General features: G+C 56.2%; 15 protein-coding genes. 8 read left to right on the top strand and 7 right to left on the bottom strand.

From position 1 onward, the window contains the following. Positions 1-6: 6 nt before the first annotated feature. Complete coding sequence (locus tag AAC637_RS07260) at positions 7-651, top strand: LON peptidase substrate-binding domain-containing protein (RefSeq protein WP_317656766.1); 645 nt, start codon at positions 7-9, stop codon at positions 649-651. Then, positions 648-836: a Trm112 family protein gene (locus AAC637_RS07255; protein ID WP_340302937.1), complete on the top strand. Its 189-nt coding sequence runs from the start codon at positions 648-650 to the stop codon at positions 834-836. The genes AAC637_RS07260 and AAC637_RS07255 overlap by 4 nt, the downstream gene beginning before the upstream one ends. Here the strand turns inward: AAC637_RS07255 and AAC637_RS07250 are convergent. Next, on the bottom strand, positions 833-2,059 hold the full coding sequence (locus AAC637_RS07250) for a UbiH/UbiF/VisC/COQ6 family ubiquinone biosynthesis hydroxylase (protein ID WP_340302936.1): 1,227 nt from the start codon (positions 2,057-2,059) through the stop codon (positions 833-835). The genes AAC637_RS07255 and AAC637_RS07250 overlap by 4 nt on opposite strands. Positions 2,060-2,150: 91 nt before the next feature. On the opposite strand from AAC637_RS07250, the gene AAC637_RS07245 reads away from it, so the two are divergent. The 4 genes from AAC637_RS07245 (at position 2,151) to AAC637_RS07230 (ending at position 8,316) form a co-directional block, all read left to right on the top strand. Continuing rightward, on the top strand, positions 2,151-3,503 hold the full coding sequence (locus AAC637_RS07245) for an amidase (protein WP_340302935.1): 1,353 nt from the start codon (positions 2,151-2,153) through the stop codon (positions 3,501-3,503). Between the two features lie 82 nt (positions 3,504-3,585). Then, positions 3,586-4,767, top strand: coding sequence for an aminotransferase class I/II-fold pyridoxal phosphate-dependent enzyme (locus AAC637_RS07240; protein ID WP_340302934.1), 1,182 nt, complete (start codon positions 3,586-3,588; stop codon positions 4,765-4,767). 8 nt (positions 4,768-4,775) lie between these two features. After that, complete coding sequence (locus tag AAC637_RS07235) at positions 4,776-7,661, top strand: DNA translocase FtsK (protein WP_340302933.1); 2,886 nt, start codon at positions 4,776-4,778, stop codon at positions 7,659-7,661. 55 nt (positions 7,662-7,716) lie between these two features. After that, the gene (locus AAC637_RS07230; protein ID WP_340302932.1) at positions 7,717-8,316 is read left to right on the top strand and encodes a LolA family protein; all 600 of its coding nucleotides are present in this window, start codon (positions 7,717-7,719) and stop codon (positions 8,314-8,316) included. On the opposite strand, the gene AAC637_RS07225 is transcribed toward AAC637_RS07230, so the two are convergent. Then, positions 8,313-8,897, bottom strand: coding sequence for a transglycosylase SLT domain-containing protein (locus AAC637_RS07225; protein WP_340302931.1), 585 nt, complete (start codon positions 8,895-8,897; stop codon positions 8,313-8,315). The two genes, AAC637_RS07230 and AAC637_RS07225, sit on opposite strands and share 4 nt — an antisense overlap. A gap of 192 nt (positions 8,898-9,089) precedes the next feature. Between AAC637_RS07225 and hspQ the strand changes: the two genes are divergently transcribed. Beyond that, entirely contained in the window at positions 9,090-9,416 is a 327-nt protein-coding gene (gene hspQ / locus AAC637_RS07220; RefSeq protein ID WP_317656758.1) for a heat shock protein HspQ, read from the top strand. Between the two features lie 2 nt (positions 9,417-9,418). Here hspQ and AAC637_RS07215 read toward each other — a convergent pair whose 3' ends face one another. The 3 genes from AAC637_RS07215 to AAC637_RS07205 form a co-directional block, all read right to left on the bottom strand. Next, positions 9,419-10,999, bottom strand: a complete 1,581-nt coding sequence (locus tag AAC637_RS07215; protein WP_340303172.1) for a gamma-glutamyltransferase family protein — start codon at positions 10,997-10,999, stop codon at positions 9,419-9,421. Between the two features lie 211 nt (positions 11,000-11,210). Then, the gene (locus AAC637_RS07210; RefSeq protein ID WP_340302930.1) at positions 11,211-11,663 is read right to left on the bottom strand and encodes an ATP-binding protein; all 453 of its coding nucleotides are present in this window, start codon (positions 11,661-11,663) and stop codon (positions 11,211-11,213) included. Between the two features lie 28 nt (positions 11,664-11,691). Continuing rightward, positions 11,692-12,048, bottom strand: a complete 357-nt coding sequence (locus AAC637_RS07205) for an STAS domain-containing protein (RefSeq protein WP_340302929.1) — start codon at positions 12,046-12,048, stop codon at positions 11,692-11,694. A 129-nt stretch (positions 12,049-12,177) separates the two neighbouring features. Between AAC637_RS07205 and AAC637_RS07200 the strand changes: the two genes are divergently transcribed. Continuing rightward, entirely contained in the window at positions 12,178-12,627 is a 450-nt protein-coding gene (locus AAC637_RS07200) for a GAF domain-containing protein (RefSeq protein WP_340302928.1), read from the top strand. Position 12,628: 1 nt separating this feature from the next. Here the strand turns inward: AAC637_RS07200 and AAC637_RS07195 are convergent, their stop codons facing one another. Beyond that, positions 12,629-13,768: a DNA recombination protein RmuC gene (locus AAC637_RS07195; RefSeq protein ID WP_340302927.1), complete on the bottom strand. Its 1,140-nt coding sequence runs from the start codon at positions 13,766-13,768 to the stop codon at positions 12,629-12,631. A gap of 3 nt (positions 13,769-13,771) precedes the next feature. Further along, a complete protein-coding gene (mutL, locus tag AAC637_RS07190) occupies positions 13,772-15,643 on the bottom strand; it encodes a DNA mismatch repair endonuclease MutL (RefSeq protein ID WP_340302926.1) in 1,872 nt (623 codons plus the stop codon). Between the last annotated feature and the right edge of the window lie 40 nt (positions 15,644-15,683).

Here is a 15,683-nt window from a genome sequence, read left to right as displayed (position 1 = left end):
TAATCCATGATCCATCACAGCGACCTGCCTGATACGATACCGCTCTTTCCACTTCCTGGCGCGTTGCTGCTGCCGCGGGCGCGATTGCCATTGCACATTTTTGAGCCACGCTATTTGGCCATGCTGCAAGATTGCATGCGCACGCCCGACCGATTGATTGGTATGATCCAACCGCTTGAGGTGCCCAAAGGCAGTGCTAAGCGGTTGCACAGCATTGGCTGTGCAGGTCGTCTGACACAATTCTCGGAAACCGAGGATGGGCGGTATATGATTACGCTGACGGGAATTTCGCGCTTTCGCCTGCAACGAGAACAGTCAGGCTTTACCCCCTATCTCAAAGGTGATGTCGATTGGGCCGGCTTTGAGAATGATTTGGGCAAGGTCGAGCAGGATCAGGGCTTTGATCGTCCCGTCTTTATGGATCTGTTGGAGCGCTATTTCGCGGCCATGTCACTGTCGACCGATTGGGACAGTATGAAAGATGCCGAAGATGAATTGCTGATCAACTCGCTGTCAATGCTATGCCCCTTTGACCCAGAAGAAAAGCAAGCCTTGCTTGAGGCGCCCTCCCTGTCTACGCGGCGCGAGACGCTTGTAACCTTGATCGAATTTGCCTTGCGGGGTGGATCATCCGATGAGGCCATGCAATGAGCGCAGACAAACCCGTGTTTGACAGACATATGCTTGAGGCATTGGTGTGCCCGCTGACCAAGGGTAGCCTGCGCTATGATGCAGAGCGTCAAGAATTGATCTCTGAAAAAGCAAAATTGGCCTTTCCGATTAAGGAAGGCATTCCAATCATGCTAGAGAACGAAGCCCGCGAGATTGAGGGTTAAAGCGCCTCGCCCTGCAAGAGGCGTGGCAAATCCCCCGTTAGACCTGCCGCCTGCCGCATGAACCCACGCCGTAATGCGGGCGTTGCACTGACAAGGCCCATGCCGATATCGCGGATTAGCCGAAGGGCAGGATTGTCATTTGAGAACAGGCGATTGACTGTGTCCATCCCAAGCGCAAGCGCGGTGGTGTCGAAGCGCCGCCATTGCTGATACCGCTCCAACACCAGTGCCGAGGCGATATCTTCGCCATGCAGTCGTGCTTGGTGGAGCACTTCGGTCAATGCCCCAATGTCCCGAAAGCCAAGGTTCAGCCCTTGACCTGCGATAGGATGCACGCCATGCGCTGCATCGCCAACAAGGGCAAGGCGCGGGGCAATGAACTGCTCGGCCAAGGTGAGCTTCAGCGGATAGCTGAACCGCACGCCTGCCAATTCGATCTCACCCAGAAAGTCACCGAATGCGGGGCCCAATGCCTTGAGAAACTCAGCGTCATTAGCGCACGCAATTTGGGCGGCGCGGGCGGTTTTTTCGCTCCAGACAATAGAGCAACGATTGTCAGGCAAAGGTAGGATCGCCAAAGGCCCCGATGGCATGAAGAACTGATGTGCAATGCCGTTATGGGGCAATTCATGTTTGACGGCACAGACAAGGGCGGTTTGCCCATAATCCCAACCTTGGCGGCGAATGCCAGCACGTGCCGCCACACCTGACGCGCGACCATCCGCGCCAATCAAAATTCGCCCCTGTAAACGCTGACCATCGGCCAATGTGGCCTCGGCCAGAGCCCCATTGGTGCTTTGATCCACGACCATGCTGTCGCTGAGATGCGTGATCTTATCATTGGCCTCCATCGCCGCGATCAGCGCGCGGCGGAGGTAGCGGTCTTCAAGCATGTAGCCCATAGGGCCTTCTTCCATCTCTGCCGCTTGGAAATGTAGGAAGTGCGGCGCTGCCCCGCGCCCTGCATGACCGTCTGAGGCTTTGATTTCGGAAATGGCCTGCGCCTGTTTTGCGACAGCGTCCCACAACCCCAAAGCCGCCAACATTTTTTGCGAGGCACGGGCCAAAGCATAGGCGCGGCCATCGAATGTATCCGCTTCGCGCTTAGGGCGGGAATTTGCATCAATCACGATGCTTCGAAACCCTGACTGCGCGAGCGCAAGCGCAAGGGTCGGCCCGTTCAGCCCGCCACCTACAATCAAAATATCTGTGTCACATGTCATGCAGTTTATGATGCGCTAATTTATGGAATTGTCCACACGGCATAGCGTCATTACTCTGCCCATGCGAGACAAAAGCGGCAAAGGGATGAAGATGCGCGAATGGTTGACACGCACGGCAAGTGAACAAGGGCGCGCAATTGGCGAAGGTGTGGTTGATCCAGTGGGTCTGACCGAAACCTATTTGAGCGCGATAAAAACGCATCCCGCAGGCGCGCGTATTTATGCCCGCCTGACCGAGGCCCGCGCCCTAGCCGAGGCCGAAACAGCCCGATCTCGGGCGCGCAAAGGGGTGCGGCGGGGCATTCTGGATGGGGTGCCTGTCTCGTGGAAAGATCTATTCGATAGCGCCAATGTCGCGACTGAGGCCAGTTCGCGCTTGCTTGCGGGGCGCGTTCCAACACGAGATGCCGATGTTTTGGCCCGCGCCACGCAGGCGGGGGGCGTATGTTTGGGCAAAACCCATATGTCAGAATTGGCGTTTTCTGGCCTTGGGTTGAACCCGATGTTTGGCGAAGGGCTTGATCCTTTGCCTGCAACGCCGCCCAACATCAATAACCCAGACGCCGTGCCGGGTGGCTCTAGTTCTGGTGCCGCCGCTTCGGTGGCCTTTGGGTTGGCTGCGGTTGCCATTGGGTCTGATACGGGCGGTTCTGTGCGGGTGCCTGCTGCGTTCAACGATTTGGTTGGCTTGAAAACGAGCCATGGACGCCTGTCCATTCGTGGGGTTGTTCCGCTTTGCGCGAAATTCGACACGGTGGGTCCGCTTGCGCGCTCGGTCGAAGATTGCGCCGAGGTATTCGCCGTTCTGGCAGGCGCGCGCGCCGCTGACCTCAAGAACGCAAGCCTTGCAGGGCGGCGGCTTTTGGTGATGGATCCATATGCGGAGGATGTGCGCGATGCGCCCGCCGCAGGCTTTGCACGCGCGCTTGAAGCCTTTGCTGCGGCAGGGGCGCAGATTGTGCGGCATAAATCAGCGGCACTTGACGCGGCGATGGCGCTTTCGCCCATTCTTTTTGCCGCTGAGGCCTATGCGACTTGGCGAGAAATGATTGAGGCCAATCCTGAAAAGATGTTTGGCCCCATATTGCAGCGCTTCCGTGGCGGGGCGGATGTTTTGGCGAGTGATTATATCGCAGCTTGGCAAAAGCTTGAGGCTTTGCGCGAAGATTTCCATCGTGAGACGGCGGGGTATGACGCGGTTATTGTGCCCACTGTCGCGATTTTGCCGCCCAATATCGCGCGGTTGATGGTGGACGAGGAGTATTATGTCACCGAAAATCTACTGGCTTTGCGCAACACGCGAATTGGCAATTTAATGGGGTCTTGCGGCCTTACATTGCCCACTGGGGTGCCCGCTACGGGGGTAATGCTGCTTTGCCCCGCAGGTCAGGAGGAACGGCTTCTGCGTCTTGGGGCGGCGGCAGAGGCCGCATTGCAAGCTTGATCCTTTTTCTGGACGTTTGCGTCATAAGAGGTTAATTTGACTGGCAAAGGGGCGAAAACAGACCCCGATATTTGAGGCAGTCATGGTGTTTCCCGAGCGGTTTTCGAACCTGCCAGAATACGCCTTTCCGCGTTTGCGGAAATTGCTTGACGTCCATCAGGCGGGCGGCGATCCGATCAACATGTCTATCGGTGAGCCGCGTCATCCGTTCCCTGAGTTCATCGGACCCGCAATTTCTGAGGCGCTTGAGGGTTTTGGCCGTTACCCCCCCAATGAGGGGGGCGAAGATTTGCGCGCGGCGATAGTGGCTTGGATCGCGCGCCGCTACGGTGTTCACCTTGACGCAGACCAGCATATCCTCGCCCTTAACGGCACGCGTGAGGGGTTGTTCAATGCGGCTCTTGCGCTTGGGGTTGAGGAAAAGGCGGGGCAAAAACCCGCTGTTTTGATGCCAAACCCGTTTTATCAGGTTTATGCGGTGGCAAGCCTCGCGATTAATGCAGAGCCAATCTATGTGCCTGCAACCGCTGAAACGGGCGATTTGCCTGATTATGCCGCGCTGCCTGCGGCCCTTCTTGATCGCGTGACCATTGTCTATCTTTGTTCGCCTGCCAATCCGCAAGGTGCGGTTGCCACTGAGGCCTATTGGCGTGATCTGATTGCCTTGGCCGAGAAACATGATTTCCGAATTTTCGCGGATGAATGCTACAGCGAGATTTATCGCAACACCCCCCCTGTGGGTGCTTTGCAGGTGGCCCACGACATGGGCGCAGACCCTGATCGGGTTGTGGTGTTTCATTCGCTGTCGAAGCGCTCAAACCTTCCAGGGTTGCGGTCGGGCTTTGCTGCATCGGGTTCTGGCAATATCGCAGCGATGAAGCAGTTGAAGAATTACACAGGCGCCCCTTTGCCTTTGCCCCTGCAAGCGGCTGCTGCCCTTGCATGGCGCGATGAGGCCCATGTGGAAGAAAACCGCGCCATCTATCGCCGCAAATACCAAATGGCCGATGAGATTTTTGGCAATGTCGCAGGGTATCAGCCGCTTGAGGCGGGGTTTTTCCTTTGGCTGCCTGTTGAGAATGATGAGGCCGCAGCCTTGAAACTGTGGCGCGAGGCGGGCGTGCGCTGCTTGCCTGGGTCGTATTTGTCGCGCGCTGTTGCGGGTCAGGCCATAGGCCAAGACCGCCTGCGCGTGGCTTTGGTGGCAGAAGAACAAGAATTACAGCGCGGGCTTTTGCGCCTGTATGGCTGTTTGTATCAGTGAGGTTAAGAATGGCGTATCAAACCAGACAACGTGACCCCCTTCTGGACGCCCCGATGCAAGAGGCATTGGAACGGCGTGGCAAGGAACTGCTTGGCCTTATGTTGGTGCTTGCGGGGCTTGCGGTTGGGGCCATGTTGGTCAGCTATACGCCAAATGATCCAAATTGGATGGTCGCAACGGATACGCCGCCACAGAACCTGCTTGGCCGCTTTGGGGCGTCCATGTCTGCAATTTTGATCATGATTGTTGGCTATGCATCTTATTTGATGGCGGCGGGTTTGGTTGTTTGGGGTCTGCGCTTGACCCTGCACAAAGGCGAAGAGCGCGCGCTGTCGCGCTTGATTATGCTGCCATTTGCGATTGCTGCCTGTTCTGTGTTCATGGCCAGCTTCCCACCTGATTCGGGATGGCAGCACAGCTTTAGTTTGGGCGGGCTGTTTGGCGACACTGTGATGGGGGTTTTAGTCAATATCCTGCCCGTTTCGATGAATATGTCTATCGCCGTTTTGGGGATCGCTATGGGTGTGGCAAGCCTTGGTTTGTCAGGTTATGCGCTTGGGGTGACGCGCTCTGAATTGCGCCTCTTTACCCGTGGTGGATTGATTGCGCTTTTCCACGCCAGCAATGGCGCTTCGGGAATGGCGGCAGGTATTGGTCGCGGCGTCAGCCAAATGAGCGGCCAAATCGGCGGGCGCATGCGCGCGCCAAGTCCGCGTAGCGCGGCGCAATATTCCTCCAATGATCTGTTGGTGGATGACGATGATGCGCTGCAGGTGCCATTTTCGACCCCTCAAGCCGCAGCGCCCAAAGCCCCTGCGCAACAAGGATTGTTTGACCGCGTGCCCATTTTGCGCGCCATTCGCGGTAGCGAAGATCGCACCGCAGATGTGGCGCAGCAACCGCCCCTTGTGACCGATGAGAATGCGCGCCTGCGCGAAAAAATCTCAAACGCGGTGCGCAATCGTGCGACCTCTTCGCGGCCTGAGGCGTTGCGGGTCACCGATGGCATTCCCAATCCTGCCAAGCGCGTGGCGCCACCATTGACCGCACAAAGCCCCTCGCAAATTGCAGGCGAGATTTATCGCGAGGTTCCTCCGCTTTCTACCTCTGCGCGTGTGGCGGATCCACAGATTGCGCAAGACTATGACCCTTATGCCGATGAGGATGATAGCGACAATATTTTCGCCGATGGTTTTGACGATGATGAAAGCTTCAGCGTGTCGCCGCAAGATGAGGACTATACGCCTGTTGCCTCGCATCCTGCCCGCACTGGGTCAGAAGCGCGGCGCGTGGTGCAGCACAGCCCCAAAAGGGCCGCCGCGCCCTCTCGTCAGGCAATGGCGGATGCGCAGCCCTCCTTGCCCTTAGAGGCGCGCGAGATGGAATATGAATTCCCGCCACTCTCTTTGTTGTCCAGCCCGACCACCATTGAACGCTTTCATTTGTCCGATGAGGCACTCGAAGAAAACGCACGGATGTTGGAAAACGTGTTGGATGATTACGGCGTCAAAGGTGAGATTGTCAGCGTCCGCCCCGGCCCAGTTGTTACGATGTATGAGTTGGAGCCCGCACCAGGCCTAAAAGCCAGCCGCGTGATCGGTCTGGCTGATGATATTGCCCGCTCAATGTCGGCGCTCTCTGCGCGGGTCTCAACCGTTCCAGGTCGCTCTGTGATCGGGATCGAATTGCCCAATTCGCATCGCGAAAAGGTGGTTTTGCGCGAAATCTTGTCGAGCCGTGATTTTGGCGATGGAAATCACAAGCTGCCTTTGGCTTTGGGTAAAGAAATCGGCGGCGAGCCTGTTGTGGCCAATCTCGCCAAGATGCCGCATTTGCTGATTGCGGGCACGACAGGCTCGGGGAAATCGGTGGCGATTAACACCATGATCCTCTCGCTGTTGTATAAATTGCGCCCTGAAGAATGTCGCATGATCATGATTGACCCCAAGATGTTGGAATTGTCGGTTTATGACGGCATTCCGCATCTTCTTAGCCCCGTTGTGACTGACCCCAAGAAGGCGGTTGTCGCTTTGAAATGGGTCGTGGGTGAGATGGAAGAGCGCTATCGCAAAATGTCGAAAATGGGGGTGCGCAATATCGAAGGCTATAATGGCCGCGTGCGCGATGCTCTGTCCAAAGGCGAAATGTTCAAGCGCACTGTCCAAACGGGCTTTGACGAGGATACGGGTGAGCCCATCTTCGAAACCGAAGAGTTCAAGCCCGAGGTTATGCCGTTCATTGTCGTGATCGTGGACGAAATGGCCGATCTGATGATGGTTGCAGGCAAAGAGATCGAAGCTTGCATTCAACGCCTTGCGCAAATGGCAAGGGCAAGCGGTATTCATTTGATCATGGCGACACAACGCCCTTCGGTGGATGTGATTACAGGCACGATCAAAGCCAATTTCCCAACGCGTATTTCCTTCCATGTGACCTCAAAAATCGACAGCCGCACCATTTTGGGCGAGATGGGCGCTGAGCAGCTTTTGGGTATGGGCGATATGCTTTACATGGCGGGCGGCTCCAAAATCACCCGCGTTCATGGCCCCTTTGTCAGTGACGAAGAGGTTGAGGAAATCGTGCGTCATCTGAAATCCTTTGGTCCTCCCGCCTATGCCGCTAGCGTTTTGGATGGCCCTGATGAGGACAAGGAAAGCGATATTGATCTGGTGCTTGGTCTTGGCGGCAATACGGACGGCGAAGATGCGCTGTATGATCAGGCTGTGGCCGTGGTGGTGCGCGATCGGAAATGCTCGACCTCCTACATCCAACGCAAGCTTGGAATTGGCTATAACAAGGCCGCACGTTTGGTCGAACAGATGGAGGAGGCAGGCCTTGTCTCAACCGCCAACCATGTCGGCAAGCGTGAGATTTTAGTGCCTGAACAGGGCTGAGCCCTCGCTGAAATGTGACGTGTCATTGAGGGTGCTTTTGCGCTATGGATGGGGCATGAAAAAACCATTTGTGACCATGGCCGTTTTGGCCGCGCTCTTTGCCCTGCCCGCGGCGGCGGCCCCGATTTCCTTGGCAGATTTGTCGGCTTATTTTGCAGGCATTGGCACAGCGGAAGCACCATTCACGCAGTATAATGCCGATGGCACCGAGGTGACGGGGCGTCTCTTCATGCACCGCCCAGGGCGGGCGCGATTTGAGTATGACAATAGTGATGTTCTGGTCGTTGTGGGCGGCGGGCAAGTTGCAATTTTTGAAGACCTGACCGATGCGCAGCCCTTGCAATATCCGTTAAGCGTCACCCCGCTTGATTTGATTTTGGGTCGCAACGTGTCTCTCGCGACTTCGGATTTGGTGGTTGATCATCGAGAAGCCGAAGATGGCACCACCCGCGTGGTGGCCCGTGATCAAGACCGCCCAGAGGCGGGGGAATTGACGCTGGTCTTTGCGGATGTGCCTGTGCGCCTTGTGCAATGGATGACCCGCAATGAATATGGCGAGACTGTTGTGGTCGCGCTGGGTGATTTCATCTTTGGGCAGGATTATTCGAATTTCCTGTTCAGCCCGACCTTTGAGGCGGAACAGCGCAGCCGTTAGCCTTGGGTCGCGGTGCAGCTTGCCAATTGCCGATCATAGAGCGCGGCGCGCGCTTCGACACGATCTGCCACGCGCATAAGCCATGCTTTGTTGCGATAGGTGCCGCGTGAATAACCACGATGGCCTTCATGATAGGCCAAATATTGGTTACGCGCATCCGTCAGAGCGATGCCGTTTCGTTCGCGCGAGCGGTTCATATACCACCCCATGAAATCGGTCGCATCGGAGATATCGGTGCGTCTGGCAAACCGCCGACCTGTGTCATCGCGGTATTCATCCCATGTCCCATCAAGGGCTTGGCTGTAACCGAACGCTGAGCTTTGTCGTCCTGCAGGAATGACCCCAAGCGCATAGCGGCGCGGGGTTCGTGCGTTGCTGACGAAACTACTTTCATGGTAGATCGTGGCCATCTGAACCGCGACAGGGACGCCCCAATTGGCCTCGGTGGCCTGCATGGCGCTTAGATAATAGGGGCGTTCTTCAATGATTGCGCAGGCATTTTCCACATTGCGTGGTGGGGTGGCTGATCCCACGCAGGCACCAAGCGCCAACACCAACGGAAGCAACGCAAAGCGGTTCATATGCCTGATCCTTTATTGGACTGCTCTCTTTTTATGGCGAAATCATACGCCAGTTGCGCCGAAATGAAAATAAATTCCCGCATGATCCGCATCCTTTGTTTCAACAATCTGTTTCGCCTGATCCGCATTGCGGGTCATGGACAAATAAGGGCGACAGGATTACGGTGCGCGTTGGATCATAGGGGGGTCTAGATGCTCAAACGGCATGCTAAATTCAATCTTGGGCAGGTCGTGCGCCACAAGAAGCACCCGTTTCGCGGGGTGATCTTTGATATCGACACCCAGTTTTCGAATACTGAGGAATGGTATAACTCCATCCCCGAGGACAAGCGGCCGATCAAGGAGCAGCCATTTTACCACCTTCTGGCGGAAAATGATCATAGCTACTATGTGGCCTATGTTTCCGAACAAAACCTTGAGATTGACGATACGGGCGAACCCGTGGATCACCCCGATCTGCCCGAATTGTTCGGTGAGTTTCAGAACGGGGCCTATCCTTTGGATTACCAGCTGAATTGATCTCAATACCCCAAGGTCAGACCGTCTTTACGGGGATCCGAACCTGCGATCAAAAGCCCTGAGCTTGCGTCAATTTTAATGGCTTGCGCGCCCCCAATGGCCCGATAGGGGTCGACCACCTCATGGCCCAATTTGCGTAAATCATCGGCCACATGCGGGCTATATCCCCGCTCAAGCTGCAATTTGCCCTGATCCGCAAAGCTGCGTGCACCATCAATCGCAGTTTGAACATCCATCCCATAGTCGATGATATTGGTGATCAGGCGTGCGTGGCCCGCGGCTTGATACGCGCCGCCCATGACCCCGAAGGGCATTAAACTTTGGTCAGGGTAGCGTAAGAAGGCGGGAATGATGGTATGCAAGGGACGCTTTCCGCCCATGGCTTCATTTGGGTGCCCCTCTTGTAGTGAGAAGCCCGCACCACGGTTTTGATACAAAATACCGAACTTATCAGAAGCATAGCCCGAGCCAAAGGAATGGAAGATCGAATAGATCATTGAGACGGCCATGCGGTTTTTATCAACCACGCTGAGATAAACCGTATCCTTATGCACCGCGCCTGAGGCCTGATGTGGGTCAGCCATCGCGCGCGTGGGATCAATCAAGCTTGCCAAGGCCTGTGCGGTTTGATCTGACAGCATATGATCCAAACGGGTCAGGTGATCAGGATCAGAGATAAAACGATTGCGTGCATCATAGGCCAGTTTGGTTGCTTCGGCCTCGATATGGGCGCGGGCTGCACCGAAAGGATCCATTGCGCCGAGGTCAAACTGGGAAAGGATATTGGCCAACAACAGCGCGGTTGCACCCTGACCATTGGGTGGCAATTCAATCAAGTCATGATCACGATAGCGGGTCGAAATTGGGGTGACGTAATCGCAGGCTGTGGTCGCGAAATCCTCTAGGCTGTGGCTGCCGCCAAGGGCACGCAGGGAGTGAACCAAATCCTCGGCCACTTCGCCTTCGTAGAACCCTGCGCGACCTTCGCGCGCGATGCGGCGCAGCACCTCAGCCTGCCCCTTGGCCGTGAACAGCGCGCCAATTTGGGGCGGTTGGTCGTTCCACATATACATGTCGCGGGCCCGACCGCGGAGCGTATCGCGTGCCTCGTCCCAATCGAAAGCCACGCGCGGTGCAACAGGAATGCCATGTTCAGCATAGAAGATCGAAGGGGCGAGGACGACTTCAAGCGGCAATGTCCCATGATCTTGGTGAAGGCGGCAAAACCCATCAACGGCCCCTGGCACGGTGACAGCATTGATATTCTCGAGCGGAATAGAGCGATGCCCTGCCGCACGCAGCGCTGCCGCATCCAACGCCTTTGGCGCACGGCCCGATGCATTTAGGCCAATAATATCCTTCTGACCCTCATAGGACACCATAGCGAATAAATCGCCGCCAAGCCCCGTTGATTGTGGCTCACAGAGCCCCAAAAGGATCGCTGTGGCAATGGCCGCATCCATCGCATTGCCGCCCTGTTCCAAGATTTGCACGCCCACTTTGGCGGCGAGCGGGTGCGAGGTTGCAACCGCCCCTTGGGTGGTAATCAAGGCTGAGCGCCCTTGCTTCTGGAAATCACGCATCATTGTCCCTGCTCCTCCCGAAAGGATTTTAGCAAAACTAGCGGGAATGGGGGGCGCTGCAAGTGGTCAAGAACCCCGATGATGCGTAACAAGTGGGGGCGATAAAAACGCACCATCGGGGGAAGCATAAGCGCTACCCTGCTTTAATGGCTGCGAATTTTGCCGCGGCTATGATCAGACCAAGGTGATTTTGTGGCAGTGTTCGCCAAATTTAGACAAGTCTACAGGCCAATTGCGGGCTTTGTTCCAATTCAGCTGCAATGGTTAGGAAAAGATGATTTTCTAAATCGCGCCGTTCATATTGGACGTCTTGCGCAATCGCGCGGATCAGGCCCCAGCCAAATCCACCTTCGGGCAGTTCATCAAAGGCAAAGCTGTCAGGGTCATGGAACCCACCAAGAGGGGGTGTCAGGTTCGGCATCGCGCGCCCTTTATCGATGATATGACATTGCACATCTGCGCCCCGACAGGAAATCGCTGTCAAAATGCGTCCATCATCGGCCCCTGCATAAGCGTGTTCGCAAATATTGTTCAGCGCTTCCGCCAAGACCAATTCAACATTTAAGCACTGGCCTTCATCACGGTCGCATTCGCGCAGATATGTGCAAATTTGTGCCAATGTTTGCCGCACCGACTGGGGATGGCTTGTCAAACTCCACATCATATCGTTGCGCCCCCGCATGCTTGAATATCTATCCCTGTTGTAATGCGCTTTGGTTCAGCGCTGCGGTCTTATTTGGGTGAATTGCAAGGACTTTATCCATCGCCGTCAGGCGCAGAACCTTATCCACCAAGGGGGAGAGGGTTGTCAGTTCAAGTTGCCGATCCTGTCCAAGGAATTTGCGCATGGCGACAAGCGTGCCAAGACCGCTGGAATCTAGGAAGGTCACATCTTCCATATCTAAAATGACCCGCGCACCTTCGGTTTTTGCGGTGGCTTGTCGAAAGGCATCACGGAAGGCCAAGGCAGCGGCAGCATCCACCCGACTGGCGCAAACCTTTACGATCAACCCGTCAGGGATGGGTTCAATATCCAGACGCACATCCATTTCATCACCTATGGAGAGGGCAACACAACCAAAAGGCTAGTCCGAATTCCTTGCTGAAAGGTTACCAAGCGCAGCTTTCTTCGCAGCGCAGGATGGCCTATATCGAGGCGAAGTATTAAGAGGACCCCAATGGATTACCCGACCCTAGCCGCAACGATTGACAGCCTGACCCATGGCGAAACCGATCAGATCGCCCTGATGGCCACCATCGCCTGCGGGGTGTATCACGCCGATGCGCGGTTTGATTGGGTTGGTTTTTACCGCGTCACCGCGCCCGAAACTCTTAAAATTGGCCCCTATCAGGGGGGGCATGGGTGCTTGGTGATCCCGTTTTCGCGCGGGGTCTGCGGGGCCTGCGCGCGCAGTCGCGTGCCCCAATTGGTTGCAGACGTGAATGCGTTTCCAGATCACATTGCGTGTTCAAGCAGCACCTTATCCGAACTGGTCTTGCCCGTTTTTGATGCCGAGGGCGCGTTAATTGCGGTTTTTGATATCGACAGCGATCAGGCGGATGCCTTTACCGAAACGGATGTGCAGGAATTAACCAAAATTCTCGCCCATGTTTTCGCGCGGAGCTGACCTATTTATCGGGAAGCGGTGGCATTGGGTCAGGGACGATTTCCTCAAAATCGAAATTATCAAGCTTGATCGCCCGTTTGCCTGCGCGTTCTGCGGCGATTGAAATATCATCAATATCTTTGCGCGCCTGCCCAAAATGGGTGTTCAACTTATTCACCCGCTCAAACACCAGTTCCACATCACGATGCAACAGGCCCAGTTGCTTGCGGATCGCGCCCGCTTGCTCGCGCATCCGTGCATCTTTGAGAACCGCCCGCATCGTGTTGAGCGTGGCCATGCAGGTGGTGGGGGATACAATCCAGACCCGCGCCGCGAACCCTTCGCGGACAATCTCAGGGAAATTGGCGTGCAATTCGGCATAAACCGCTTCGGATGGCAGGAACATCAGCGCGCCATCGGCGGTTTCACCCTCAAGAATATAGCGCTCAGAAATTGCCTTGATATGGCCGCGCACAGATGTGCGAAAGGCGCGGGCGGCGTCTTGGGTTTCTTGTCCGGTCTTTGCTGCGCGCAATGCTTCATAGGCCTCTAGCGGGAATTTGCTGTCGATCACAATCGGGCCAGGGGGTTTAGGCAGATGGATCAAGCAATCGGCGCGCTTGCCGTTTGAGAGGGTCGCTTGAAACGCGTAGCTGTCACTGGGCAGCGCCTTTGAGACAATATCATTGAGCTGAATTTCGCCAAATGCGCCGCGCGTTTGCTTGTTTGAAAGAATGTCCTGAAGGCCCAAAACATCGCCTGACAGTTTCTCAATCTTGGCCTGCGCGCGGTCGATTTGTTCGAGCTTCTGCTGCAATTCCCCAAGGCTGCGGGCTGTGCGCGTTGATGTGCCGTGCAGCGTCTCACTCATGCCCTTTTGCACTTCCTCAAGGCGGCGCTCCATGGCCTGCAACATTTGTGCTTGGGTCTTGGATTGCAGATCAACCACCTGCGCAAGCCCGCCCGATAGTTGCTGTTGCCCATCGGAAAGAGATTGCACCCGTGCTTCAAGACCGCCAAGGTTGCGGGCCAAGGGTTCCATCATTGCAGCCGATCGATTGGCCGCTTTCACCCCTGCAAGGGTCACCCAAAAAAGGGCAATGAGGATCACCCCTCCAATGAGTGCGCCAAGGATTATTGGATTTGACAGATCAAGCTGCATTACTCACCTGCGACCAAAAAGTTTTTCAATATCGCTCAAGGCAAGTTCCACATATGTGGGGCGGCCATGGTTGCATTGACCAGAATGCGGGGTGCCCTCCATTTCGCGCAAAAGCGCGTTCATCTCTTCCACGCGCATTGCACGCCCCGAACGGATGGATCCGTGACAGGCCACGCGTGACAAGATCGCCTCAATCCGTGCCTGCACCATTTGGCTTTCACCCATATCGGCAATCTCGTCCAAAATATCGCGCAGCAGTGCCTCGCTGTTGACCGCACCCAGAATGGCAGGGGTTTCGCGCACGGCAAGTGCGCCTTCGCCAAAGGGCTCAATGGTCAGGCCAAATTGTGCAAGACTGTCAGCGTGCTCCAGAAGAATGGCGGCATCAGGCCCAAGGGTCACAATATCAGGGATCAGCAAAGCCTGGCGCGCCACGCCGTTGGTGGCCATCTGTTTTTTCAGCCGCTCATAAACCAAGCGTTCATGGGCGGCGTGTTGATCCACGATCACAAGGCCCGTGGCGGTTTGGGCGATAATGTAATTCTCATGCAGTTGTGCCGCGGCCGCCCCCAAAGGATGGCTGTTTTCGGCAAAAGAGGGCGCGATTTCAGGATCTGCCACGCGGTGGGATGGGGCGTCAAATTGGGGAGCTGTTTCAGAGAGGCCAACCTGTTCGGGCGCTTGAAACACATAGGCGCTGCGATCGGTGCTGGGCCGCGTTTGTGGTGCCGAGTAGCCACCTTGATAGACCCGCTGCGGCACGCCACCCTCGGGGCGCATGGCGCCCAAGGCTTCTGCGGCCACTGTGCTTGATGCGCGATGGCCCGCTTCGGCCAAGGCATGGCGCAAGCTAGAGACAATCAACCCCCGCACGACACCCGCCTCGCGGAACCGCACTTCTGCCTTTGCAGGATGCACATTCACATCCACCCGTTCAGGTGGGCATTCGATGAAGAGCGCCGCAGCAGGGTGGCGATCGCGGCTGAGGAAATCGGCATAAGCCCCACGCAGCGCCCCGATCAAAAGTTTGTCGCGGACGGGGCGACCATTGACGAAAAGATATTGCGCCACCGCAGAGCCGCGAGAATAGGTTGGCAGAGCTGCCAGACCGATGAGGCGAATTTCCTCGCGGGTTGCGTCAATCTGAAGGGCGTTATCCACGAAATCGCGGCCCATTACTTGGCCCAATCGACTGGAAAGCGCATCAAAGAGATCCCCTGTTTCGGGATCAACGGAAAACAGAGTGCGGCGGCCATCGCTGCAATCAATCAATTGGACTCCAACGCTGGGCCCGGCCATGGCGAGGCGTTTGACGACATCGGTGATTGCTTGGGTTTCGGCGCGTTCGGTCTTGAGGAATTTCAGTCGTGCGGGGGTTGCGAAAAACAGATCGCGCAACTCCACCACCGTGCCAAGTGACATGGAGGCGGGCTTGATCCGCTCTTGCCGTCCACCCGAGACAGATATCTCATGGCCATCCTCACCAGCTGCGCGGCTGGTGATGGTCAGGCGGCCAACCGCGCCCAAACTGGGCAGCGCCTCGCCACGAAAGCCGAAACTTTGAATATTCAACAGGTCTGAGCCGTCAATCTTAGATGTCGCATGGCGGGAGAGGGCCATGGGTAAATCTTCAGGCCCCATGCCGTAGCCATCATCACTGACGCGGATCAAGGTTTTGCCGCCATGTGCGATTTCTACTGTGATCCGCCGTGCCCCTGCATCTATCGCGTTTTCCACCAATTCCTTGACCGCGGAGGCGGGCCGCTCCACGACTTCGCCTGCCGCGATTCGGTTGATTGCCGCTTCATCAAGCTGGCGGATCACCGGCCGCGCTACGGCTTCATTGGCATTTATGTTGTGGTCAGGCTTTCCCATGCCACTATCAGTAGCACGCGCCTGCACGATTCGGAAATGG

This window comes from Roseobacter sp. HKCCD7870, assembly GCF_037830315.1.
In the GTDB taxonomy this organism is placed as follows: Bacteria; Pseudomonadota; Alphaproteobacteria; order Rhodobacterales; family Rhodobacteraceae; genus M30B80.
The sequence above is the reverse complement of the archived record's forward strand: the minus strand, read 5'-3'. Positions and strand labels throughout refer to the sequence as shown.